24 protein-coding genes and 3 tRNA genes are annotated in these 21,675 nt (G+C 71.3%); 4 read left to right on the forward strand and 23 right to left on the reverse strand.

Annotation, left to right across the window (positions count from 1 at the left end):
- Window positions 1–32: 32 nt before the first annotated feature.
- Window positions 33–665, forward strand: coding sequence for an NAD(P)-dependent oxidoreductase (locus tag KUM03_RS03600; protein ID WP_217245517.1), 633 nt, complete (start codon window positions 33–35; stop codon window positions 663–665).
- Window positions 666–686: 21 nt separating this feature from the next.
- Here the strand turns inward: KUM03_RS03600 and KUM03_RS03605 are convergent, their stop codons facing one another.
- The 8 genes from KUM03_RS03605 to KUM03_RS03640 all read right to left on the reverse strand — a co-directional run bounded on the left by KUM03_RS03605 (window position 687) and on the right by KUM03_RS03640 (window position 5,683).
- Window positions 687–1,742 carry a UDP-N-acetylmuramate dehydrogenase gene (locus KUM03_RS03605; protein WP_217245518.1) on the reverse strand — a complete coding sequence of 352 codons (1,056 nt, stop codon included), beginning with the start codon at window positions 1,740–1,742 and terminating at the stop codon, window positions 687–689.
- Between the two features lie 171 nt (window positions 1,743–1,913).
- The gene (locus KUM03_RS03610; protein WP_254398759.1) at window positions 1,914–3,413 is read right to left on the reverse strand and encodes an MFS transporter; all 1,500 of its coding nucleotides are present in this window, start codon (window positions 3,411–3,413) and stop codon (window positions 1,914–1,916) included.
- Window positions 3,414–3,554: 141 nt separating this feature from the next.
- Entirely contained in the window at window positions 3,555–4,127 is a 573-nt protein-coding gene (locus tag KUM03_RS03615) for a TetR/AcrR family transcriptional regulator (RefSeq protein ID WP_217245519.1), read from the reverse strand.
- A 107-nt stretch (window positions 4,128–4,234) separates the two neighbouring features.
- Entirely contained in the window at window positions 4,235–4,663 is a 429-nt protein-coding gene (locus KUM03_RS03620; RefSeq protein ID WP_217245520.1) for a MaoC family dehydratase, read from the reverse strand.
- Window positions 4,664–4,670: 7 nt separating this feature from the next.
- Window positions 4,671–5,123, reverse strand: coding sequence for a MaoC family dehydratase N-terminal domain-containing protein (locus KUM03_RS03625; RefSeq protein WP_217245521.1), 453 nt, complete (start codon window positions 5,121–5,123; stop codon window positions 4,671–4,673).
- Window positions 5,124–5,236: 113 nt separating this feature from the next.
- A complete protein-coding gene (rpmG, locus tag KUM03_RS03630) occupies window positions 5,237–5,401 on the reverse strand; it encodes a 50S ribosomal protein L33 (protein WP_003948671.1) in 165 nt (54 codons plus the stop codon).
- 90 nt (window positions 5,402–5,491) lie between these two features.
- Window positions 5,492–5,564, reverse strand: a tRNA-Met gene (locus KUM03_RS03635).
- Window positions 5,565–5,610: 46 nt separating this feature from the next.
- Window positions 5,611–5,683, reverse strand: a tRNA-Thr gene (locus tag KUM03_RS03640).
- A gap of 212 nt (window positions 5,684–5,895) precedes the next feature.
- On the opposite strand from KUM03_RS03640, the gene KUM03_RS03645 reads away from it, so the two are divergent.
- Together KUM03_RS03645 and KUM03_RS03650 are read left to right on the forward strand one after the other, a co-directional pair.
- On the forward strand, window positions 5,896–7,161 hold the full coding sequence (locus KUM03_RS03645) for an amidohydrolase family protein (protein WP_217245522.1): 1,266 nt from the start codon (window positions 5,896–5,898) through the stop codon (window positions 7,159–7,161).
- A 168-nt stretch (window positions 7,162–7,329) separates the two neighbouring features.
- Window positions 7,330–7,986, forward strand: coding sequence for an NAD(P)H-binding protein (locus KUM03_RS03650; RefSeq protein WP_217245523.1), 657 nt, complete (start codon window positions 7,330–7,332; stop codon window positions 7,984–7,986).
- A gap of 39 nt (window positions 7,987–8,025) precedes the next feature.
- On the opposite strand, the gene KUM03_RS38120 is transcribed toward KUM03_RS03650, so the two are convergent.
- Both KUM03_RS38120 and KUM03_RS03655 read right to left on the reverse strand, forming a co-directional pair.
- Window positions 8,026–8,244 (reverse strand): hypothetical protein, encoded by a 219-nt coding sequence (locus KUM03_RS38120; RefSeq protein ID WP_254398760.1) that lies wholly within the window; start codon window positions 8,242–8,244, stop codon window positions 8,026–8,028.
- Window positions 8,245–8,645: 401 nt separating this feature from the next.
- Window positions 8,646–8,727: transfer RNA gene (locus KUM03_RS03655), tRNA-Tyr, on the reverse strand.
- A gap of 237 nt (window positions 8,728–8,964) precedes the next feature.
- On the opposite strand from KUM03_RS03655, the gene KUM03_RS03660 reads away from it, so the two are divergent.
- On the forward strand, window positions 8,965–9,453 hold the full coding sequence (locus KUM03_RS03660) for a YajQ family cyclic di-GMP-binding protein (RefSeq protein WP_217245524.1): 489 nt from the start codon (window positions 8,965–8,967) through the stop codon (window positions 9,451–9,453).
- A gap of 95 nt (window positions 9,454–9,548) precedes the next feature.
- Here the strand turns inward: KUM03_RS03660 and KUM03_RS03665 are convergent, their stop codons facing one another.
- From KUM03_RS03665 to KUM03_RS03725, 13 genes are all read right to left on the reverse strand, one after another.
- A complete protein-coding gene (locus KUM03_RS03665) occupies window positions 9,549–9,815 on the reverse strand; it encodes a GlsB/YeaQ/YmgE family stress response membrane protein (RefSeq protein ID WP_073725194.1) in 267 nt (88 codons plus the stop codon).
- Window positions 9,816–10,028: 213 nt separating this feature from the next.
- Window positions 10,029–10,445, reverse strand: a complete 417-nt coding sequence (locus tag KUM03_RS03670) for a YccF domain-containing protein (RefSeq protein ID WP_217245525.1) — start codon at window positions 10,443–10,445, stop codon at window positions 10,029–10,031.
- Window positions 10,442–11,305: a zinc metalloprotease HtpX gene (htpX, locus tag KUM03_RS03675; protein ID WP_073725198.1), complete on the reverse strand. Its 864-nt coding sequence runs from the start codon at window positions 11,303–11,305 to the stop codon at window positions 10,442–10,444. Before htpX ends, KUM03_RS03670 begins: the two co-directional genes overlap by 4 nt.
- Window positions 11,306–11,620: 315 nt before the next feature.
- Complete coding sequence (locus tag KUM03_RS03680; protein ID WP_217245526.1) at window positions 11,621–13,168, reverse strand: NADH-quinone oxidoreductase subunit N; 1,548 nt, start codon at window positions 13,166–13,168, stop codon at window positions 11,621–11,623.
- Window positions 13,165–14,739: a NuoM family protein gene (locus tag KUM03_RS03685; protein ID WP_217245527.1), complete on the reverse strand. Its 1,575-nt coding sequence runs from the start codon at window positions 14,737–14,739 to the stop codon at window positions 13,165–13,167. The genes KUM03_RS03680 and KUM03_RS03685 overlap by 4 nt, the downstream gene beginning before the upstream one ends.
- A gap of 6 nt (window positions 14,740–14,745) precedes the next feature.
- A complete protein-coding gene (locus tag KUM03_RS03690; RefSeq protein WP_217245528.1) occupies window positions 14,746–16,740 on the reverse strand; it encodes an NADH-quinone oxidoreductase subunit L in 1,995 nt (664 codons plus the stop codon).
- Complete coding sequence (gene nuoK, locus KUM03_RS03695) at window positions 16,737–17,168, reverse strand: NADH-quinone oxidoreductase subunit NuoK (protein ID WP_217245529.1); 432 nt, start codon at window positions 17,166–17,168, stop codon at window positions 16,737–16,739. The genes KUM03_RS03690 and nuoK overlap by 4 nt, the downstream gene beginning before the upstream one ends.
- A complete protein-coding gene (locus KUM03_RS03700; protein ID WP_217245530.1) occupies window positions 17,168–17,812 on the reverse strand; it encodes an NADH-quinone oxidoreductase subunit J in 645 nt (214 codons plus the stop codon). The genes nuoK and KUM03_RS03700 overlap by 1 nt, the downstream gene beginning before the upstream one ends.
- A complete protein-coding gene (locus tag KUM03_RS03705; RefSeq protein ID WP_217245531.1) occupies window positions 17,809–18,399 on the reverse strand; it encodes an NADH-quinone oxidoreductase subunit I in 591 nt (196 codons plus the stop codon). The genes KUM03_RS03700 and KUM03_RS03705 overlap by 4 nt, the downstream gene beginning before the upstream one ends.
- Window positions 18,400–18,401: 2 nt before the next feature.
- Entirely contained in the window at window positions 18,402–19,370 is a 969-nt protein-coding gene (locus KUM03_RS03710) for a complex I subunit 1 family protein (RefSeq protein WP_217245532.1), read from the reverse strand.
- Window positions 19,367–20,587, reverse strand: a complete 1,221-nt coding sequence (locus KUM03_RS03715; RefSeq protein ID WP_217245533.1) for an NADH-quinone oxidoreductase subunit C — start codon at window positions 20,585–20,587, stop codon at window positions 19,367–19,369. Before KUM03_RS03715 ends, KUM03_RS03710 begins: the two co-directional genes overlap by 4 nt.
- Window positions 20,584–21,243, reverse strand: coding sequence for an NADH-quinone oxidoreductase subunit B (locus KUM03_RS03720; protein WP_217245534.1), 660 nt, complete (start codon window positions 21,241–21,243; stop codon window positions 20,584–20,586). The genes KUM03_RS03715 and KUM03_RS03720 overlap by 4 nt, the downstream gene beginning before the upstream one ends.
- Window positions 21,234–21,629 (reverse strand): NADH-quinone oxidoreductase subunit A, encoded by a 396-nt coding sequence (locus tag KUM03_RS03725; RefSeq protein WP_217170232.1) that lies wholly within the window; start codon window positions 21,627–21,629, stop codon window positions 21,234–21,236. Before KUM03_RS03725 ends, KUM03_RS03720 begins: the two co-directional genes overlap by 10 nt.
- Window positions 21,630–21,675 lie beyond the last annotated feature (46 nt).

Genomic DNA, 21,675 nt, shown 5'->3' on the forward strand with positions numbered 1-21,675 from the left:
CTCACCCACCGAATCGTCGGATGGGGTACGCCATGAAACTCACCGTCTTCGGTGCCACCGGAGGCATCGGCCAGGAGGTCGTACGCCAGGCGCTCGGCGCGGGGCACCACGTCACCGCCGTCGTCCGGGACCCCGCGCGGCTGACCGTGACCGGGGAGCGCCTGGAGGTGTTCCGCGCGGATCTGAGCGACCCGGCGTCGGTGCGTCCGGCGGTGGCCGGGCGGGACGCGGTGCTGTCCGGGCTCGGCGCCCGCAGCCGGAAGGACGCGGGCGTCGCGACCCGGCTGACCCGGACGGTGCTCGGCGCGATGGGCGCGGAGGACGTGCGCCGGGTGCTGGTGGTCAGCGCCGCCCCGGTGGGGCCGCGGCCGCAGGGCGACGGCCCTCTGGACCGGACGGTGCGCGGCGTCGTCTCCGCCCTGCTGAAGGACGTGTACGCCGACCTGCGCGCCATGGAGGAGGAGCTGGCGCGCAGCGGCATGGACTGGACGGTCGTCCGACCGCCGCGGCTGCAGGACAAGCCGCTCTCGGGCCGGTACCGGACGGTGGTCGGCGGTTTCCCGGCCAAGGGGCGTTTCGTCGGCCGGGCCGACGTCGCACACGCGATGCTGGCGCTGACCGAGGACGCGGCGACCGTGAAGCAGGGTGTGGGTGTGGCCTACTGACACGGCACGGGGCGTGGGCCCCTAAAGGCTGACGCCGACCGTCACCGGTTCGTTGACCAGCGTGACGCCGAAGGCCTCCCGGACGCCGGCGACGACCTCGCGGGCCAGGGCCAGCAGATCCTCTGTGGTCGCCTCGCCGCGGTTGGTGAGGGCCAGGGTGTGCTTGGTGGAGATGCGGGCGGGGCCGGTGCCGTAGCCCTTGGTGAAGCCGGCCTTGTCGATCAGCCAGGCGGCGGAGGTCTTGATCCGGCCCTCGCCCGCGGGGAAGGCGGGCGGTTCCGCGGCGTCGCCGAGGCGTTCGGCCACGCGGGAGCGGAAGGCGGCGAATTCGTCGTCCGTGAGGATCGGGTTGGTGAAGAACGAGCCGGCCGACCAGGTGTCGTGGTCCTCGGGGTCCAGGACCATGCCCTTGCCCGCGCGGAGCTTCAGCACGGTGTCGCGGGCGGCGGCCAGCGGTACCCGGTCGCCGGCCTCGACGCCCAGGGCGCGGGCCGTCTCGGCGTAGCGGAGGGGCGCGGAGAGCCCGTCGGCGTCCTCCAGCTTGAAGAGGACGCGCAGGACTACGTACCGCTCGGGCTCCGCCTTGAAGCGGCTGTGGCGGTAGGAGAAGGCGCAGTCGGCGTTGGCGAGGGTGACCGTCTCGCGGTTCCTGCGGTCGTAGGCGGTGACCTCGGTGATCGTCGAGGAGACCTCCTGGCCGTACGCGCCGACGTTCTGGATCGGGGTGGCGCCCGCCGAGCCGGGGATGCCGGCCAGGCACTCGACGCCGGCGAGGCCGGCCTCGACGGTGCGGGCGACGGCGTCGGTCCAGATCTCGCCGGCCGCGACTTCGAGCGTCGTGCCGTCGAGGAAGAGGCCGCGCGTGGCGATGTGCAGGGCGGTGCCGTCGAAGCCCTTGTCGCCGATGACCAGGTTGGACCCGCCGCCGATGAGCAGCAGGGGCGTGCCGGTGTCGTCGGCCTCGCGGACGGCGGCGATGACGTCGGCGTCGGTGGTGGCCGTGATCAGGCGGGTCGCGGGGCCGCCCAGCCGGAAGGTGGTCAGCGGGGCGAGGGGGGCGTCGTGGAGTTCCTGCACGCGGTCAAGGGTACGAGACGGCGGTGACAGGGCCGGGCAGCGGGAAACGCCCCGGCCGGTCGGCCGGGGCGTTCCTCGGTTCGGGTCGGGCGTACTCGTACTTCGGCGGCAGGGTGGGCGCGGGCCGGGCGGTGAGGGGCGTGTGGGCTGCCTTCGCTTCTCGTCCGCCGGTCAGCGGGTGGCCGCTTCGGCGGGTGGGAGGAGTTCCGGGTCGGTGGGTGGCTGGAGTTCCGGGTCGGTGGGTGGCTGGGTCTGGCGGTGGTCCGCGGGCAGCGCGCCGTTCCCGCGGCGGGCCGGGATCAGCAGGGCCGCGACGCCCGCGAGGGCGACGACCGCGGCGCCCACCGCGATCGCCGGCCGCAGTCCGTCGACGAAGGACTGCGCGGACCCGTACCCGCCCTGGGCCGCGAAGATCGAGGACATCACCGCGATGCCGAGCGCGCCGCCCACCTCGCGCAGGGCGTTGTTGGCGCCCGAGGCGATGCCCTGTTCCGCCTGGACGACGCTGGACATCACCAGGGCGGAGGCCGGGGCGAAGAAGAGAGCCATGCCGATGCCGCTGAGGATGAGGCCGGGCAACTGGGCGGCGTATGTGACGTCGGCGGTGACCACGTAGGCGAGGTAGCCGAGTCCGGCCGCCTGGAGGAAGAGGCCGGCGGCGACGACCGGGCGGCCGCCGATCCGGTCCGAGAGGATTCCGGCGAGCGGCGCGACCAGCATCGGCATGCCGGTCCAGGGCAGCATCCGCAGGCCCGCCTCGGTGGGCGTGTAGCCGAGCACGTTCTGCATGTACTGGCTGAGCAGGAAGATCGAGCCGAACATCCCCAGGAACATCAGCAGGCTCGCCGCGTTGACGCCGGCGAAGGCGCGGGAGCGGAACAGCCGCATCGGGAGCATGGGATTCCTCGCCCGGGTGCTGTAGAGGACGAAGGCGACGAGGAGCGCGGCGCCCGCGAACAGGCTCGTCAGCACCACCGGGCCGGTCCAGCCGTCGACGGGCCCGCGGACCAGGCCGTAGACGATGCCGAAGAGTCCGCCGCTGGCGAGCAGCGTGCCGGGGACGTCGAGCGGCGCGCCGGTGCCGTGCGACTCGGCGAGGCGGAGGCGGGCGAGCGGCAGGAGGGCCAGGCCCAGCGGAACGTTCAGCCAGAAGATCCACTGCCAGGAGATGTGCTCGGTGAGACTTCCGCCGACCAGCGGACCGGAGGCGACGGCGAGCCCGTTGACGGCGCCCCAGATGCCGTACGCCATCCCGCGTCGTTCGGCGGGCACGGCGGCCGTCAGCAGGGTCAGGGTGAGCGGCATCATGATGGCCGCGCCGACGCCCTGCACCGCGCGGGCGGCGATCAGCGAGTCGATGCCGGGTGCCATGGCCGCGGCGGCGGAGGCCGCGGTGAAGACGGTGATGCCGACGAGGAAGAGCCTGCGGCGGCCGAAGCGGTCGCCGAGTGCCGCGCCGAACATCAGGAGGACGGCGAAGGTGAGCGTGTAGGCGCTCACGGTCCATTCGAGGTCGTGCAGCGCCCCGCCCAGGTCCTCGCGGATGGCGGGCAGGGCGGTGGTGACGACGAGGTTGTCCAGGGCCGCCATGAAACCGGCGACGCTGGTGATGACGAGGGCCCAGGCCGTTCCCCCACGGCGGGCGCTCCCTTGTGCGCCGTGCTGTGACATCTCTCCCCCAGAGGGTGTGCACTGCTTGCGTCGGACTTCTGTCGATTAGTTATTGATTACTAACTTCTGCGCCCATGCGGAAGCGCGAAGCGCAGTGAAACGCAAGCCCGCGCGGGCGCCGGGCACCTACGCCTCACATACCTACGCCTCGCCTTGACCGGTCTTGGCCCTCGCCGAAATGTAGAAGCCTTCCCAGATCCGGTGCTCCGGCGGGAAGCCCATGCCGACCAGGGCGTTGACGAGCATGCCGTACGCCATGAAGGTCGTCGTCTCGCCCACGTCGCCGCCGAGGGGCACATGAACGGCGTCGAAGAGCTCCATCCAGCACTTGCGCACCATCTCGCCGAACTCGAGGTCCCCGGCGGCCTCGGCCGCCGCCACGGCCACGTACGTCTGCAACTGCATCTGGAGCTTTTCGGGCTGTTCGGCGATCAGCTGCGTGTAGGCGTTCGCCATGGCGTGCAGCGCCTCTTCGCCGTGGAGGCCCTCAGAGGCTTCCATGAAGACCCTGCGCGCGTCCTGGAGACATCGCTCCGCCGCCGCCAGGAAGATCGCCTTCTTGCCCGGGAAGAGCCGGAAGAGGTACGGCTGGGAGACCCCCACCCGCTTGGCGATGGCCTCGGTGGACGTGCCGTAATAGCCGCCCCGGGCGAACTCGCTCATCGCCGCACGGATGACGCTTTCGCGCCTCTCCTCTGCGCTCATCCTGACCATGACGAGTAAGTTAGTACTCAATCACTAACTAGGTCAACCGCAGACGGGTACGCGGACACAGGTAAGGGGCGCACTCCCTTGGAGGACGCCCCTTACACCTGCATGTATCAGGCCAGCCGTACGACCGCGCGGGACCTGCCCAGCACCTTCTGTCCGGCGCTGGTCGCCGTCAGATCGACGCGGACGGTGTTGTCGTCGAGCTTGGCGGCGACCTTTCCGCTGACCTCGATGACGGCCCCCTTGTCGTCGTTCGGGACGACGACGGGCTTGGTGAAGCGGACGCCGTACTCGACGACCGAGCCCGGGTCACCGGTCCAGTCGGTGACCACGCGGATCGCCTCGGCCATGGTGAACATGCCGTGCGCGATGACGTCCGGGAGGCCGACCTCCTTGGCGAACTTCTCGTTCCAGTGGATGGGGTTGAAGTCGCCGGAGGCACCCGCGTACCGGACGAGCGTGGCCCGGTCCACGGGGAAGCTCTGGGCGGGCAGCTCGGTACCGACCTCGACGTCGGAGTAGGAGATCTTCGCCGTCATCGAATGCTCACGCCTCCTCGGCCGCGCGGGCCACCAGCTTGATCCAGGCGGTCACGACGTGCTCGCCGGCCTCGTCGTGGACCTCACCGCGGACGTCCAGGATGTCGTTGCCCGCCATGGACTTGATCGCCTCGATGGACGAGGTGACGCTCAGCCGGTCACCCGCGCGGACCGGGCGGGAGTATGCGAACTTCTGGTCGCCGTGCACCACCCGGCTGTAGTCCAGACCGAGCCGCGGGTCCTCGATGACCTGCGCGGCCGCACGGAACGTGACGGAGAACACGAAGGTCGGCGGCGCGATCACGTCCGGATGGCCGAGCGCCTTCGCCGCCTCGGCGTCCGTATACGCCGGGTTCGCGTCCCCCACCGCCTCCGCGAACTCACGGATCTTCTCCCGGCCCACCTCGTAGGGCTCGGTGGGCGGATAGGTCCGCCCCACGAAGGACTGGTCGAGCGCCATGGGCTCGGCACCTCCTGCTGGTCTCTGTCTACCTGTTGCCGTCTGCCTGCGGACGGCGAAACGACGTGAGGCCGCCCCCGAGCTTCGGGGACGGCCTCACGTACGAGCCTGATTTATCGCGTTTCGCGGTGCGCGGTGTGCGCGTTGCAACGCGGGCAGTGCTTCTTCATCTCCAGTCGGTCCGGGTTGTTACGCCGGTTCTTCTTGGTGATGTAGTTCCGCTCCTTGCACTCCACGCAGGCCAGCGTGATCTTCGGGCGGACGTCGGTGGCAGCCACGTGAAGTGCTCCTTGACGAACGGATTGATGGTATTAACGCAGGAAAGAGTAGCCGATTGAAGGACCGACCCCGCAATCGGCTACTAAGAGTAGCGGTGACCGGACTTGAACCGGTGACACAGCGATTATGAGCCGCTTGCTCTACCGACTGAGCTACACCGCTGTGATGCGATCGGGCCCCGCCTCGCGGCGGGAACCTCTCACACCAGAGCCCCAAAACGGAATCGAACCGTTGACCTTCTCCTTACCATGGAGACGCTCTGCCGACTGAGCTATTGGGGCGAGCGATGAAGACATTACACGGTCGCCCGCCGTTCGCCCAAATCCGTTTCGCCGCCCCTGCCCCGGCCCGTCCCGACCACCGCGCAGCGGCGGACCGCGCCGGTACGACTATTGCGCTCCTCCGCGCCACGAGCTGATCACCGTCCTAGGCTCGACTCACTCTGCGTGATCTTGCGTCCCCCACTGCGCAGCCCCGAGCCCAGAGGAGCGCGATGCCCGACAGCCAGCCGCAGCCCTCCCCTTCGCCCTCCCCCTCCGGTTCCGCCGGTCCCGGCTCGCTCCTGCTGACCGGGGCCCGCCTCACCGACGGCCGGACCGTGGACGTACGGCTGCACGGCGGACGCATCGAGGCGGTCGGCACGGCCGGCAGTCTGTCCCCGGCCGGCGCCTGCGGCCCCGGCACCCGCGTCGACCTCGGCGGCTACCTGCTCCTGCCCGCCCCCGCCGACCCCCACGTCCACGGCGACACCGCGCTGACGGCCGAGACTCCGGGTCCCGTCTCCTGCGACCCCCTGGACGTCCAGCGGCGGGCCACCGAGGCCGCCCTGCTCCAGCTGGGGCACGGGACGACCGCGCTGCGGGCGCACGTACGCGTGGGCGCCGTTCCGGGGCTCGGCGCGCTGACCGGCGTACTGCGGGCCCAGCGCTCGCTGCGCGGGCTGACCGACCTGACCGCGGTGGCGATGCCGAGGGTGCTGACCGGGGCGGCCGGCGCCGACGGACTGGCGCTGCTGCGGGACGCGGTCAAGATGGGCGCGGACGCGGTGGGCGGCTGCCCGGACCTGGACCCCGATCCGACGGGCTACGTGGAGGCCGTCCTCGAGGTCGCCGCCGAGCACGGCTGCCCGGTCGACCTGCACACGGACGCCGCCGACCCCGCACGGCTGGCCCGGCTGGCGGCGATGGCGGGCGGACTGCGCCCCGGGGTGACCCTGGGCCCCTGCGAGGGCCTCGCCCGGCTCCCCTCCGACGTGGCCGCCCGGGCGGCGGACCGCCTCGCTGCGGCCGGAGTGACCGTCGTATGCCTGCCGCAGGGCGCCTGCGGCGCCGTGGAGGGCCGCGACGGCACGGCACCGGTACGGCTGCTGCGGGCGGCCGGGGTGCGGGTCACCGCCGGGAGCGGCGCCCTGCGGGACGTGTCGAACCCGGTCGGGCGCGGCGACCCCCTGGAGGCGGCGTACCTGCTGGCCTCGCGCCACGGGCTGCGTCCCGAGGACGCCTACGACGCGGTGAGCACGGCGGCACGGACGGCCCTGGGCCTGCCCGAGGTACGGGTGGAGGCGGGTTTCCCGGCCGAACTCCTCGCGGTGCGCGGGGACCGGCTGGCGGGGGCGCTGTCCCTGGCGTACAGCCGGATCGTGGTACATCGGGGGCGCGTGGTGGCACGGACGAGCGCGGTACGGGAGTACGGCGACTCGGCAACCGCGACCGACCTGGGGCTGCCGCGACAGGGGCGTGGGGGGCCTGGGAGGCGCTGAGGGCTTGGGAGGCGCTGAGGGGCTGGAGGGCTGAGGGGCTAAGGGAAGGCAGCGCGGCACGAGGGCACCGAGGCGTCCGGAAATGCTCACGGCGGCGCGCCGGGCGGCCGGTGGGACATGGTGCAAGTCGTGCGGCGCGGGCGGCCGTCGCGGCGTACGGTCGAAGGCATGCGCATTGTCATCGCTGGTGGTCATGGTCAGATCGCGCTGCGGCTGGAGCGGTTGCTCGCCGCGCGCGGCGACGAGGTGGCGGGCATCGTCCGCAAGGCCGAACAGGCCGACGATCTGCGTGCGGTCGGCGCCGAACCGGTCGTCCTGGACCTGGAGTCGGCCTCGGCCGAGGAGGTCACGGAGCGGCTGCGGGGCGCGGACGCGGCGGTCTTCGCCGCGGGCGCGGGCCCCGGGAGCGGGGCGACCCGCAAGGACACGGTGGACAAGGCGGCGGCGGTCCTCTTCGCGGACGCGGCGGTCCGGGCGGGCGTACGGCGCTTCGTGGTCGTGTCCTCCATGGGCGCCGACCCGGAGCACCAGGGCGACGAGATCTTCGACGTCTACCTGCGCGCCAAGGGTGAGGCCGACGCGCACGTGCGTTCCCTGGACGCGCTGGACTGGACGATCCTGCGGCCCGGCATGCTGACGGACGACGCCGGCACCGGCCTGGTGCGTCTGGAGGCACACACCGGCCGCGGTCCCGTGCCGCGCGACGACGTGGCCGCCGTGCTGGCGGAGCTGGTCGACACGCCGGCCACGGCGGGCCTGACCCTGGAGCTGATCGCGGGCTCGGCGCCGGTGTCGGTGGCGGTGAAGTCGGTGGCCGGGAACTGAGCAGCCGGTCCCCGTGTGCGCGAGCACCCGGCACACCGGTCAGAACAGGGGCAGTTGCCCGGGGAAGTCGGGGACGACGTACCCGTCCAAGGACGGCTGCGCCGCTCCCAGTTGTGCCGGCCGGCGCGACCCGGGACAGGAGACGAGCTCGCCACTCCCCCGCGCGCCGGGCGGGTCATGACGCGCGTACCGCCCCGCGACCACGGCGATCTCGCGACGGCACTCGGGGCAGGTTCTGCGGCGGGAGGACGGGACCATGCCCCCAGTCTGCCCGCAACGCGCGAGCGGGCGTTGGCCGTGCAGACGGCCGCCATGACGGTGGTGCGGCGAGATCGCGCACCGACGTCGTGCACATCGGTCCTGGCGCTGCCTCAGCCCTTCTTCACGAGCCTCGACTGACCGCCGGGGGTCGCGAACGCTGGTTCGGCCGCGCCGCCACTTCTGGCGCCCGCTCAGTGCCCGTCGCCGCCGACGAAGCGTCCATATGATCTTCCCCACGCTGCCGTGTCCGCCTGGCTCAACTTCGGGGCACAACCACAGTAGGCAGCGGAAGCTGCCCCACACCCGCCCCACACGCGTCACAACGATCAGGGGGGTCCGTGAACGCCAAAAGGGCCTGCGATCAGCATTGCTGCTGTTCACAGACCCTTTCGGTCTTGTGGCGGCGCCAGGATTCGAACCTGGGAAGGCTGAGCCGGCAGATTTACAGTCTGCTCCCTTTGGCCGCTCGGGCACACCGCCGGGGTTCGCTGCCCGTCGAACCGCCTTTCGGCGGCGCTCCGTGGCAACGACGTAAACAATACCTGATGTGGAGGGGTGCTTCGCCACCCGATTGATCGCCGCCCGGGGGACGGCGGGTGGCTAGGCTTGTCCGGATGCGGCCGGGGACCTCTGCGGAGCTCGGCGGCCGTAGCTGCATGCCGGTACGGAGCCGATACGCGGCCCGACACGCACCCAGATATCAAGGAGCCACAGGACATGGCCGACTCCAGTTTCGACATCGTCTCGAAGGTCGAGCGGCAGGAGGTCGACAACGCCCTCAACCAGGCCGCCAAGGAGATCTCGCAGCGCTACGACTTCAAGGGCGTGGGCGCCTCGATCTCGTGGTCCGGGGAGAAGATCCTCATGGAGGCCAACTCGGAGGACCGGGTGAACGCCATCCTCGACGTCTTCCAGTCCAAGCTGATCAAGCGCGGCATCTCGCTGAAGGCTCTGGACGCGGGCGAGCCCCAGCTCTCCGGCAAGGAGTACAAGATCTTCGCGTCGATCGAGGAGGGCATCTCCCAGGACAACGCGAAGAAGGTGGCCAAGCTCATCCGTGACGAGGGCCCCAAGGGTGTGAAGGCCCAGGTACAGGGTGACGAGCTGCGGGTCTCCTCCAAGAGCCGGGACGACCTGCAGACCGTGATCGCCCTGCTGAAGAACCAGGACTTCGACTTCGCACTGCAGTTCGTCAACTACCGGTGATCTGCTGAACGGTCGTACCAGGAAGGGCGGGTGCCGGCAGTGGGCCCGCCCTTTCGCCTGCCTGGCCTTTCGTCTGCCCGCCCGCTCAGCCGGCGTCAGTCGCGGGAGTTGCCGAACAGGAGCCGGTAGGCGATCAGAAGCACCAGGGAACCGCCGATCGCGGCCGCCCACGTGGCTCCGTCGTAGAAGTCCTTGCTGACCGGGTGATCCAGCCAGCGGGCCGATATCCAACCGCCGGTGAACGCGCCCGCGATACCGATGAGGGTGGTGCCGACGAGCCCTCCCGGGTCGCGGCCCGGCAGCAGGAACTTGGCGATGGCCCCGGCCAGCAGTCCCAGGATGATCCAGCTGATGACGGTCATGCCCCGACCCTGCCCTTTCTCTCCGCGGCCGAGCCGTCCCAGTGCTGCGGGCTGCTCGTTCCTCCGCGCGCGTCGCCGTTCTCTCGGTGAGAAGGACGTCGCAAAGCCGTCCGGTGGTTTCGGTGATCGTCGGTCATGGGTTCATCATGCGGGCCGCGACCGGCAGCCGCGCAGTCCTGTGGACAACTCCGCTCCTGTGGAGAACCGCGGCTCCTACCAGCCGGCCCGCTGGGTGCCGGCGGTGGCCGTGAACGGCTGGTCCGTGCGTACGATCTCGCGTCCCATCGGGAGCAGCGAGACCGGGATCAGCTTGAAGTTGGCGATGCCGAGCGGAATGCCGATGATCGTGACGCACAGCGCGATGCCGGTGACGATGTGGCCGATGGCGAGCCACCAGCCGGCGAGGACCAGCCACAGGACGTTGCCGATGCAGGAGGGGGCTCCGGCGTCCCGTCGCTCGACCGCCGCGTACCCGAAGGGCCACAGGGCGTAGACGCCGATGCGGAACGCGGCTATGCCGAACGGGATGCCGATGATCGTGATGCAGAGCAGCGCGCCCGCGACGACGTAGCCGAGGAACAGCCAGAAGCCGCTGAGCACGAGCCAAATGACGTTCAGGATGGTCTTCACTGCTGACGACCTGCCATCTTTTCGAGTCGGGCGATTCGCTCCGCCATCGGCGGATGGGTGGAGAACATCTTCGAGAGGCCCTGCCCGGGGCGGAACGGGTTCGCGATCATCATGTGGCTCGCCGTCTCGATCCGGGGCTCCGGGGGCAGCGGGAGCTGCTTGGTGCCGTGCTCCAGCTTGCGCAGGGCTCCGGCGAGGGCGATCGGGTCTCCGGTGAGCTGGGCGCCGGACGCGTCCGCCTCGTACTCCCTGGAACGGCTGATGGCCAGCTGGATGACGGTGGCGGCGAGCGGACCGAGGAGCATGATGAGGAGCATGCCCAGCAAACCGGGTCCGTCATCGTCGTTGGACCGGCCGATCGGGATGAGCCAGGCGAAGTTGACCAGGAACATGATCACCGAGGCGAGGGCTCCGGCGACGGACGAGATCAGGATGTCGCGGTTGTAGACGTGGCTGAGCTCGTGGCCGATGACGCCGCGCAGCTCGCGCTCGTCGAGCAGGCGCAGGATGCCCTCGGTGCAGCACACGGCCGCGTTGCGCGGGTTGCGGCCGGTCGCGAAGGCGTTCGGCGCCTCCGTCGGTGAGATGTACAGGCGGGGCATTGGCTGGCGGGCCTGGGTGGAGAGCTCCCGCACCATGCGGTACAGCGCCGGGGCCTCGAACTCGCTGACCGGGCGGGCGCGCATCGCGCGCAGGGCGAGCTTGTCGCTGTTCCAGTACGCGTACGCGTTCGTGCCGAGCGCGACGAGGACGGCGACGACGAGCCCCGCTCGGCCGAAGAAACTGCCGATGACGATGATGAGCGCGGACAGTCCCCCGAGGAGTACTGCGGTCCTGAGCCCGTTGTGCCGGCGGTGCACGGTACGCCCTCCAAGTGGTGCAGCAGGGGAACCCTTTGCTTGCTGGTGTCGCTCGCTGTGGTTGCTTCCTGGTCTCCGAAGCCACCGGTGCCGTGGCATCACGTCCAGTGGACCCTTCCGTACTGGTCAACGCCAGGCGAGGGCGACCAGTTCCCCGGCGCCCGCGGGGGCGCGCGTGGACCGTACGGGTGACGGCTCGGTGCGCGGCACGCGCGCGTGGAGGCCGGGTGCCCGCACGCGCGGGTGGCAGGCGGTGGTCCCGCTCGCGTGCGCTACGGCGCCTCCCGCCCGGTCGTGGCGGGAGGCGGCCGCTGTTCAGAAGAGGCCGGTGTCGGCGAAGCGCAGGATCAGCTGGGGCGCGCCCGAGAGGGCGACGGCGAGGACCGCGGTCACGGTGATCGCGGCCGTGAGGGGCGCCGGAACGTGGTGTCCGGGGGTCGCCTCCTCGGGCGCCCGGAACAGCAGGGCCGTCCATTGGAGGTAGTAGAACAGCGCGATGGCGACGTTGACCGCCATGACGACGGCCAGCCAGCCGAGCCCGGCGTCCACGGCCGCGGAGAACACCGTGACCTTGGCGAAGAGGCCGATGACGCCGGGCGGCAGTCCGGCCAGGCAGAGCAGGAAGAAGGCCAGGAGCAGGGCGGCGAGCGGATTGGACGCGTACAGACCACGGTAGTCGGCGACGCGGTTCAGGGACCTCGTACGGCCCACGAGCGCGGCCACCGCGAAGGCGCCGAGGTTCACCGCGGCGTACATGAGGGCGTAGGCGACGGTGGAGCCGATCGAGCGTTCCGGGTCGTCGGAGTACGCGGCGGCGGCGATCGGCACCAGGAGGTAGCCGGCCTGCCCGACGGACGACCAGGCGAGCAGGCGTACCGCGCTGTACGCGCGCGTGGACTGCTGGCGCAGGGCGCCGACGTTGCCGACGGTCATGGTGAGCGCGGCCAGGACCGCGAGGGCGGGGCCCCAGACGTCGGCGTAGGAGGGGAGGGCGATGACCGTGACGAGGACCAGGCCGGAGAAGCCGACCGCCTTGCCGATCACGGACAGATAGGCGGCGATCGGCAGGGGCGCGCCCACATAGGTGTCCGGCACCCAGAAGTGGAAGGGCACGGCGGCCGTCTTGAAGGCGAAACCGACGAGGGTGAGGACGACCCCGGTCTGGGCGAGCGTGGTGAGCTGCCCGTCGACGTCCTGGATGCGTTCGGCCACCTGGGTGAGGTAGAGGGTGCCGGTGGAGGCGTACACGAAGCTGATGCCCATGAGGCTGACCGCGGTCGCGGTGACCGAGGACAGGAAGAACTTCAGGGCCGCTTCGGAGGACCGGCGGTCGCCCTGGCGCAGGCCCACGAGGGCGAAGGCGGGCAGGGAGGCGACCTCCAGGGCGACGATCAGCGTGGCGAGGTCGCGGGAGGCGGGCAGGAGCGCGGCGCCGGCCGCGGAGGAGAGCAGCAGAAACCAGAACTCGCCCTCGGGGAGTCCGCGGTCGGCGTCCTTCACGGCGGTGACCGACAGCAGGGCGGTCACGAGGGCGCCGCCGAGGACCAGGAACTGGATGGCGAGGGTGAAGGTGTCCGCGGTGTAGCTGCACACGTCGGCGTCGCCGGTCAGGCAGAACGTGGAGCGGTCGTCGTTCACCAGGGGCAGCAGCATGAGCGCGGCGGCGGCGAGTCCGGCGACCGAGATCCAGCCGAGCAGGGATTTGCGGGCGTCCTTGACGAACAGGTCGGTGACGAGGACGGCGAGTCCGACGACCGCCGTGATGGTGGGCGGCGCGATGGCGAGCCAGTCGACGGACTGGACGAGGTTCTGGGCCAGTGGCTGCGACAGGGCCTCGGCGAGCGGCTGGGCCGGGGAGCTCATCGGGTGCCTCCTGAGAGGAGCTGCTGCACGGCCGGGTCGGTCAGCCCGAGGAGGGTCCTGGGCCACAGTCCGGCGACGACGGTGAGGGCGACGAGCGGCGTCCAGGCGGCGAACTCGTAGGTGCGTACGTCGGTGAGCTTCGGGGCCTCGCGCGGTACGGCGCCCATGCAGACGCGGCGGACCACGATCAGCATGTACGCGGCGGTCAGCAGCGTGCCGAACGCGGCGATCGCCATGAAGGTGAGGAAGGCGGGGCGGCTGAGGTCCTCGTGGGGGTCGAAGGCACCGAACAGGGCCAGCATCTCGCCCCAGAAGCCGGCCAGGCCCGGCAGACCGAGCGAGGCGACGGCGGCGAAGGCGAGGAGGCCGCCCAGTCGGGGCGCCTTGCCGTACAGAGCGGCTCCGGTCTCCTCGGCCAGGGTGTCGAGGTCGGTGGTGCCGGTGCGGTCCTTGAGGGCGCCGACGACGAAGAAGAGCAGGCCGGTGATGAGGCCGTGGGCGATGTTGGCGAACAGGGCGCCGTTCACGCCGGTCGGGGTCATCGTGGCGATGCCGAGCAGGACGAAGCCCATGTGGCCGACGGAGGAGTAGGCGATGAGGCGCTTGAGGTCGCCCTTCGCGCCCCGCTTGGCGAGGGCCAGGCAGGCGAGGGAGCCGTAGATGATGCCGACGACGGCGAAGGCGGCGAGGTAGGGCGCGAAGGTGTGGAAGCCCTCCGGCGCGACGGGGAGGAGGATGCGCACGAACCCGTACGTGCCCATCTTCAGCAGGACGCCGGCCAGCAGGACCGATCCGACGGTCGGGGCGGCGGTGTGGGCGTCGGGCAGCCAGCTGTGCAGCGGCCACATCGGGGTCTTGACCGCGAGGCCGATCCCGATCGCCAGAACGGCGATGACCTGCACGGATGTGGTCAGCGACCGGCCGTTGTCAGTGGCGAGTGCCACCATGTCGAATGTGCCCGCGCCGAGTCCGACCAGGAGCAGGCCGAGCAGCATGACGACGGAGCCGAGGAGGGTGTAGAGGATGAATTTCCAGGCCGCCCCGGCCCGTCCCTCGCCGCCCCAGCGGGCGATGAGGAAGTACATCGGGATCAGGACCATCTCGAAGGCGAGGAAGAACAGGATCAGGTCGAGGACGGCGAAGGTCGCGAGGGTGCCGGACTCGAGGACGAGCAGCAGCGCGACGAACGCCTTCGGGGACGGGCCCGACGGCATGTTGAAGTACGAGTAGAGCGCGCAGAGGAAGGTCAGCAGCGCGGTCAGGACCAGCAGGGGGAGGGAGATGCCGTCGATGCCGAGGTGGATGCGCACGTCGAGTGCGGGGATCCAGCTGATGTCGGTGCTGGCCTGCATCTTCGACGGTTGGTCGTGGTCGAAGCCGAGCACGAGGACGATCGCGGCGACGAGGACGGCACCGGTGACGGTGACGCCGTGCCGCAGGACGGCCTGGTCGGGTGACTTCCCCTTCAGTCCGGGAGGGGCGGGCAGGAGAGCGGCGGCGGCGCCGATGAGCGGGCCGACGACGATCAACGCCAGAAGGAACTGCATCACGGACTCGTTGATATCGATCACGCCTGCTCACGCTCCCGTGGCGACGAGGACGGCGGCGACCGCGAGGACGACGGTGCCGGCGAGCAGCGCGCTCACATAGGTCTGGACATTGCCGGTCTGAGCCCGGCGTACGGCGGTGCCCAGGAGGCGCGGCAGGGCACCCGCCGCGCGTACGTAGGTGTCGACGACCTCCCGGTCGAGGAACCGCACGAGACTCGCGCCGGCCTGGACCGGTCGGACGAAGAGGGTCGTGTACACCGCGTCCAGGTGGAAGCCGACGGCCGCGTGCCGGTGCAGCGGGCCCAGCAGGAGCCGTCCGGGGTCGGACGGGTCGGCGGCGTAGGCGATGTCTCCGTAGGCCGGCTCGTGGCTGGCGATGGCCTCGGCCTCCACGAGGGCGGCGTCGCCCTCCGGGTGGGCCGCGACCGCGCCGAGCGGCGGGCGGGCCGCAAGGGCCGTGGTGTGGCGCCAGGCCGCGTAGGTGACGATGCCGCCGACCAGGGCCACGCCCGTGCCGAGCACGGAGGTGGTGAGGGTCGGGGTGAGGTCGTGGCCGTCGAACCAGTCGGGCAGGAGGCGGAAGGCGAGCCCGCCGAGGGCGAGTGACGGAATCGCAAGGACCCAGAGCACGGCGTTCATGACCACCGGCTGCCGGCCGTGGTCGGGGGCCTCGGTGCCTTGTCCGTGGAAGGCCAGGAGCCACAGGCGCATCGCGTACGCGGCGGTGAGCAGGGCCGTGACCAGGCCGGCGAGGAGGACGGTCCAGCCCGCGGCGCCGGGCGCCTGCTCGGTGTGGCCGGTGGCGGCGTGCTCGGCGACGACGAGGACGGCCTCCTTGGAGAAGAAGCCGCTGAAGGGTGGGATCGCGGCCAGGGCGAGCAGCGCCACGGTCATCGTCCAGTAGGCGTCCGGGACGCGGTCGCGCAGGCCCCGCATGCGGGACATGGCGGCCAGTGAGTTGGTGCCGGCGGCGTGGATGATCACGCCGGCGGCGAGGAACAGCAGCGCCTTGAAGGCGCCGTGGGTGAGGAGGTGGAAGACGGCGGCACCGCGGTCGCCGGCGGCGAGGGCGCCGGTCATGTAGCCGAGCTGTCCGATGGTCGAGTAGGCGAGGACGCGCTTGATGTCGTCCTGGGCGAGCGCGGCGAGCGCCGAGCCGACCATCGTGACGGCGGCCATGACGGCGAGGACGACCATCGCGGCGTGCGAGGCCTGGAACAGCGGAAGGAGCCGGGCGACGAAGTAGACACCGGCGGCGACCATCGTCGCGGCGTGGATGAGCGCGGAGACGGGCGTCGGGCCCGCCATCGCGTCGGGAAGCCAGGTGTGCAGCGGGAACTGCGCCGACTTGCCCGCCACACCGGCCAGGAGCAGCAGCGCGATCAGCGTCGGGTGGTCGAGCGAGCCGCTCGCGACCGCGCCGAGGATCTTGGTGATGCGGAAGGAGCCGGCCTCGGTGGCCAGCGCCAGCAGGCCGATCAGGAAGGGGACGTCACCGAGCTTGGTCACCAGGAAGGCCTTGAGGGAGGCAGCGCGGGCCTCCGAGGTCTCCCAGTAGTGGCCGACCAGGAAGTAGGAGCAGATGCCCATGATCTCCCAGCCGACCAGCAGCACCATCAGGTCGCCGGAGTAGACGACGAGGAACATGGCGGAGGTGAACAGGGAGACGAGGGCGGCGTACGAGGGGTAGCGCGGATCGTCGCGCAGGTAGCCCGTCGAGTAGATCTGCACGCAGGTGGCGACGCAGCCGACCAGGACGGCGACGAGGGCGGCGAAGCCGTCGATGTGCAGGGCGAGTTCGACGGGGACGGAACCGGTGGGGGTCAGCTCCGTGACGGCGTCGACGGCACGGCCGCCGCCCTGGCGGGCCGCGACGACCACGGCGAGGACGAGGGCCGCCAGCGTCGGCAGGACGGCGAGCGGTCGGACGAAGCCCGGCGCGGAGCGGCCCAGGAGGAGACCGGCGGCTGCCCCGAGGAAGGGGAGGACGGGGACGAGTGCGGCGAGGGTGGTCGTGGTCACGCGGTGGCCTCAGCCTTCTCGGTGCCCGGCCCGGTCGCGGCGGCGTCGGTGCCCGCGCTGTCGGAGTCCTTGCCATCGGGGCCGTCGCCGTCGGGGCCGTAGCCGTCGGGTCCCTCGGCGGTGTCACGGAGCTTGTCGATGTCCGCGGTGCCGCGGTTGCGGTGGACGGCGAGCACGATCGCCAGGCCGATGCCGATCTCGGCGGCCGCGATAGCGATGATGAACAGGGTCAGGGCCTGGCCGGAGTGCAGGGTCTCCTCGGCTGTCCTGCTGAGCCAGACGTCGAAGGCGACCAGGTTGAGGTTGACGGCGTTGAGCATCAGCTCGACCGACATCAGGACCAGGATCGCGTTGCGGCGGGCGAGGACGCCGTACAGGCCCGTGCAGAACAGGAGGACGGAGAGGACGGCGGGATAGGCGAGGTGCATCAGCGGTCACCGCCCTTGTCGGTGCTGTTCGGGGCGGTCGGCCGGCCGGCTTCTGCCGCGCGGTCCGCCTTCGTCCTGCGGGACAGGACGATGGCGCCGACGAGGGCGGCGAGGAGGAGGACCGAGAGGGCTTCGAAGGGGAGGACCCAGTTCTGGAACAGGCTCGCTCCGGTGACGGCGGTGGAGCCGGCGGCCGGGCCGTCCAGGTCGATCCAGGTGGTGCGGAAGGCGTCGACGACGACCCAGACCAGGGCCGCGGCGGCGGCCACGGCCACCGTGAGGGCGGCCCAGCGGTTGCCGGAGTCGGCGTCCGGGGAACGGCCGATGGGGGCCCTGGTGAGCATCAGGCCGAACAGGATGAGGACGACGACGGCACCGACGTAGATGAGGACCTGCACCCAGGCGATGAACTCGGCGGTGAGCAGGAGGTACTCGACGGCGAGACCCCCGAGGGCCACCACCAGCCACAGGGCGGCGTGGACCAGTTGCCGGGTGGTGACGGTGACGACGGCGGCGCCGAAGGTGACCAGGCCGACGAGGAGGAAGGCGATCTCGACGCCGGTCGGGGAGAGAAAGCCTTGCGATTCGGCGGCCAGGGTCGTGGAGTCCGCGGCGAGGTGACCGACGGTCGCTGCGAGGGTCATTCCCGGCCCTCCTGTTCCGGCCGGGTTGCTTCCGGTCCGGCCGCTTCCGGTCCCGTTGCCTCCTGCTGGGCGGCCAGCTTGTCGGCGGTCTTTCGGGCGGCGGCGAGTTCCTTCGGTTCCTCCGCACCGGGGTCGAGGGCGGGCGGGGCCGGCACCGTCCACATCCACTCGCGGAGCTTGTCGCGCTCGTGGGTCAGGTCGCGGATGTCGGTCTCGGAGTACTCGAACTCCGGGGACCAGAACAGGGCGTCGAAAGGACAGACCTCGATGCAGATACCGCAGTACATGCACAGCGAGAAGTCGATGGCGAAGCGGTCGAGGACGTTGCGGCTGCGGTCGCGCCCGCCGGGGGTCGCCGCCGGGACCGTCTCCTTGTGGGAGTCGATGTAGATGCACCAGTCCGGGCACTCGCGGGCGCACAGCATGCAGACCGTGCAGTTCTCCTCGAACAGGCCGATCACGCCGCGCGTGCGGGGCGGGAGGTCGGGCTGGATGTCCGGGTACTGCTCGGTGACGGTCTTCTTCGTCATCGTGCGGAGGGTGACGGCCAGGCCCTTGGCCAGACCTGAGCCGGGGATGGGGGGCATGGTTACTGGATCACCACCTTGACGATGCCGGTGAGGGCGATCTGGGCGAGGGAGAGGGGGACGAGGAGGGTCCAGGAGAGCTTCTGGAGCTGGTCCTCGCGCAGGCGCGGGTAGGTCACGCGCAGCCAGATCACCACGAAGGCGAGGACGGCCGTCTTCAGCAGCGTCCACACCCAGCCGAGGCCGTCGGCGCCCCAGGGGCCGTGCCAGCCGCCCAGGAACAGGACGGTGGTCAGGCCGCACAGGACCACGATCCCGGCGTACTCGGCGAGGAGGAACAGGGCGAAGCGCAGGCCGGTGTACTCGGTGTAGGCACCGAAGATGATCTCCGAGTCAGCGACCGGCATGTCGAACGGGGGACGCTGCAGCTCGGCCAGACCGGCGACGAAGAAGACGATCGCGCCCACGATCTGCCAGGGCAGCCACCACCACTCGAAGGCGTCGAGGATGCCGACGAGCGAGACGGTGCCCGCCGCCATGGCCACCGAGGCCGCGGTCAGCAGCATCGGGAGCTCGTAGGCGAGGAGTTGGGCGGCGGTGCGCAGACCGCCGAGGAGGGAGAACTTGTTGGCGGAGGCCCAGCCCGCCATGAGGGAGCCGAGGACGCCCACGCCCATGACGGCGAGGACGAAGAAGATGCCCGCGTCGACGACCTGGCCGACCGCGCCCTCTCCAGGGCCGACCGGGATGGCCAGGAGGACCAGGAGATACGGCAGGAGGGCCACGGCGGGGGCGAGTTGGAAGATACGGCGGTCCGCGTCGGCCGGGACCACGTCCTCCTTCTGCGCGAACTTCACGCCGTCGGCGACGAGCTGCGCCCAGCCGTGGAAGCCGCCGGCGTACATCGGGCCGAGACGGCCCTGCATGTGGGCCATGACCTTGTGCTCGGTCTGTCCGACGATCAGGGGAAGGGCGAGGAAGACGACGAAGACGATCAGGAGGCGCAGGGTGACGTCGAGCGCGTCGTTCACTGCGGGCCTCCTGGGGGGTTCGGGCGGTTGGGGTTCTGGTTCGAGTTCGGGTCCGGAGTCTTTTTCCGGGCCGGGTTCTCGTTCTCCTCCGAGGTGCTCGGCTCGTCGGAGGTCGCGTCCGGCTGCCGTTCCGTGTCGGCGTCGGGCTCGGGCTCGGCGTCGCCGAAGGCGGGGCGGGCGTGGTGCCACGGGGCGTCCGAGCTGCGCGGTGTGACGGGGGCAGGCGGCTTCGGGGCCGGCGCCTCGGGCACCGGGGACGTGCCCGTGTCATCGCCGGCGGCAGGGCCGGGCGTCTGCGTGTCCGAGTCCGCCTCTGACGGACGGGCGTCGGAGGCGGGTCGCTGCGACGCGGAGCCCTCACTGGCGGTGCGCGCGCGTCGGGGCCGTGCGGTCGGCCCGGAGGCCGCCGGCCCGGTCCCCGCGCTCGAGTCCGTCTCCGTGGTGGGCTCGGCTTCCGGCGCACCCGTCCGCTGGGACGCCGAACCCCCGCTCGCGCTGCGCGCACGCCGGGGCGCCGGGGCACCCTGGCTGGCGGAGCCCTCCGCCGCCGTACGGGATCGGCGGACCGGGCGGTCGCCCACCTCGCGGGTCGGGCGCTCCCCGGCCGCGCGTCCCGCTCCTCGTGCCGGGCGGGCCGGGGCAGGAGGCAGCTGACCCTTGAGCGGACCCCACTCGTTGGGGTCGGGGACGCCGGGCGGCAGCATCTGCCGGCGACGTGGACCGCCGTGCTCGGACTCGCCGGGCTCCTTGGCCCCTGGCCAGGCCTTGGCGACGCGGGCGGCGAGGACGAAGTCCTTCCGCAGCGGGTGGCCCTCGAAGCCCACCGGCAGGAGCAGGTGGTCCAGCGCGGGGTGGTCCTCGAAGGCGACGCCGAACATTTCGTGGGTCTCGCGTTCGTGCCAGGCCGCGCCCGCGTACACCGCGACGGCACTGGGCAGGACCGGGGACTCGTGCGGGACCGTCGTGCGCAGCAGCAGCCGGCGTACGGGGCCCAGCGCCACGACGTGCGCCGCGACGCGGAAGCCCGTGCCCGGCTCGTCGACCGCGCTCAGCCAGTCGAAGTAGGTGCAGCCCAGCCGGTCCCGCGCGGTCTCGAGGGCGGAGATCCAGGACGCCGGCGGCACGTCCACGGTCAGGACGTCGTACGACTCGTCGGCCGTGGCCTGCGGACCGAAGAGTTCCGTGGCGTCGGCGGGGAGCCAGCCGACGGCGGTCATCGGCCCTCCCCCGCATCCGCAGCCGTGCCCGCGTCGCGGTCCCCGGCGGAATCCGGCGCCGGCGGCCGGACCAGGCCGCTCCGCAGCGCCGCCGCCGACGGCCGGTGCGATGTGGCGTACCGCTCCCCCAGCGACTCCCGCGCGATCTTCTCCTGCAGTTTGAGGATGCCCTGGAGGAGGGCCTCGGGGCGGGGCGGGCATCCGGGGACGTAGACGTCGACGGGGATGATCTGGTCGACGCCCTTCGTCACGGAGTAGGAGTCCCAGTAGGGGCCGCCGCAGTTGGAACAGGCGCCGAAGGAGATGACGTACTTCGGCTCGGGCATCTGCTCGTACAGGCGCTTGACGGCCGGCGCCATCTTGTCGGTCACCGTGCCGGACACCACCATCAGGTCGGCCTGGCGGGGGCCCGGCGCGAAGGGGATGACGCCGAGCCGGATGAAGTCGTGGCGGGCCATCGACGCGGCGATGAACTCGATGGCGCAGCAGGCGAGGCCGAAGTTGAAGACCCACAGGGAGTACCGGCGGCCCCAGTTCAGGACGACCTTCATCGGCTCGGGGGCGAGACGTGCGAGCGCGCCGAGCCGCTTGGGTTCGGGGAGCAGCACGGGTTCGGTGGGGTTCCCGGCAGGATTCTCGGCAGGGTTCACGTCCATGACAGGACGCCCTTCTTGTATGCGTAGAGCAGGCCCACGGCGAGGAAGCCGAGGAAGATGAACATCTCCACGAGGGTCGTCGCTCCGTAACCAGGATCGGCGAAGACCGTCGCCCAGGGGAAGAGGAAGATCGAGTCGACCGCGAAGATGACGTAGAGGAACGCGTAGACGTAGTAGCGGACCTGGGTGTGGGCCCAGCCCTCGCCGACGGGGTCGACACCGCACTCGTACGTCAGCAGCTTCTCGGGCGTCGGGACCACGGGTCGCAGCAGGCGCCCGGCTCCGAAGGCGACGGCGACGAAGAGCACGCCGACGACGGCGAGCAGTCCGACGACCGAGTAGGACTGGAAGTAGTCAGCCGCAAGGCCGACGGTCGGTTCCGGCACGTCCGTCCCTCGCTCCCCGCGCTCCCTGTCCCGAACGCTGCTGATC

It is taken from the genome of Streptomyces sp. AC602_WCS936 (assembly GCF_019049125.1).
In the GTDB taxonomy this organism is placed as follows: domain Bacteria; phylum Actinomycetota; class Actinomycetes; order Streptomycetales; family Streptomycetaceae; genus Streptomyces.

Bases quoted from the DNA above. Each gene is read 5' to 3' on its own strand.
- KUM03_RS03600 (WP_217245517.1), top strand. From the start codon at position 33: ATGAAACTCACCGTCTTCGGTGCCACCGGAGGCATCGGCCAGGAGGTC.
- KUM03_RS03610 (WP_254398759.1), bottom strand. From the start codon at position 3,413: ATGTCACAGCACGGCGCACAAGGGAGCGCCCGCCGTGGGGGAACGGCC.
- KUM03_RS03615 (WP_217245519.1), bottom strand. From the start codon at position 4,127: ATGGTCAGGATGAGCGCAGAGGAGAGGCGCGAAAGCGTCATCCGTGCG.
- KUM03_RS03620 (WP_217245520.1), bottom strand. From the start codon at position 4,663: ATGACGGCGAAGATCTCCTACTCCGACGTCGAGGTCGGTACCGAGCTG.
- KUM03_RS03625 (WP_217245521.1), bottom strand. From the start codon at position 5,123: ATGGCGCTCGACCAGTCCTTCGTGGGGCGGACCTATCCGCCCACCGAG.
- KUM03_RS03645 (WP_217245522.1), top strand. From the start codon at position 5,896: ATGCCCGACAGCCAGCCGCAGCCCTCCCCTTCGCCCTCCCCCTCCGGT.
- KUM03_RS03650 (WP_217245523.1), top strand. From the start codon at position 7,330: ATGCGCATTGTCATCGCTGGTGGTCATGGTCAGATCGCGCTGCGGCTG.
- KUM03_RS38120 (WP_254398760.1), bottom strand. From the start codon at position 8,244: ATGGTCCCGTCCTCCCGCCGCAGAACCTGCCCCGAGTGCCGTCGCGAG.
- KUM03_RS03660 (WP_217245524.1), top strand. From the start codon at position 8,965: ATGGCCGACTCCAGTTTCGACATCGTCTCGAAGGTCGAGCGGCAGGAG.
- KUM03_RS03665 (WP_073725194.1), bottom strand. From the start codon at position 9,815: ATGACCGTCATCAGCTGGATCATCCTGGGACTGCTGGCCGGGGCCATC.
- KUM03_RS03680 (WP_217245526.1), bottom strand. From the start codon at position 13,168: ATGAGCTCCCCGGCCCAGCCGCTCGCCGAGGCCCTGTCGCAGCCACTG.
- nuoK (WP_217245529.1), bottom strand. From the start codon at position 17,168: ATGCACCTCGCCTATCCCGCCGTCCTCTCCGTCCTCCTGTTCTGCACG.
- KUM03_RS03700 (WP_217245530.1), bottom strand. From the start codon at position 17,812: ATGACCCTCGCAGCGACCGTCGGTCACCTCGCCGCGGACTCCACGACC.
- KUM03_RS03705 (WP_217245531.1), bottom strand. From the start codon at position 18,399: ATGCCCCCCATCCCCGGCTCAGGTCTGGCCAAGGGCCTGGCCGTCACC.
- KUM03_RS03715 (WP_217245533.1), bottom strand. From the start codon at position 20,587: ATGACCGCCGTCGGCTGGCTCCCCGCCGACGCCACGGAACTCTTCGGT.
- KUM03_RS03720 (WP_217245534.1), bottom strand. From the start codon at position 21,243: ATGGACGTGAACCCTGCCGAGAATCCTGCCGGGAACCCCACCGAACCC.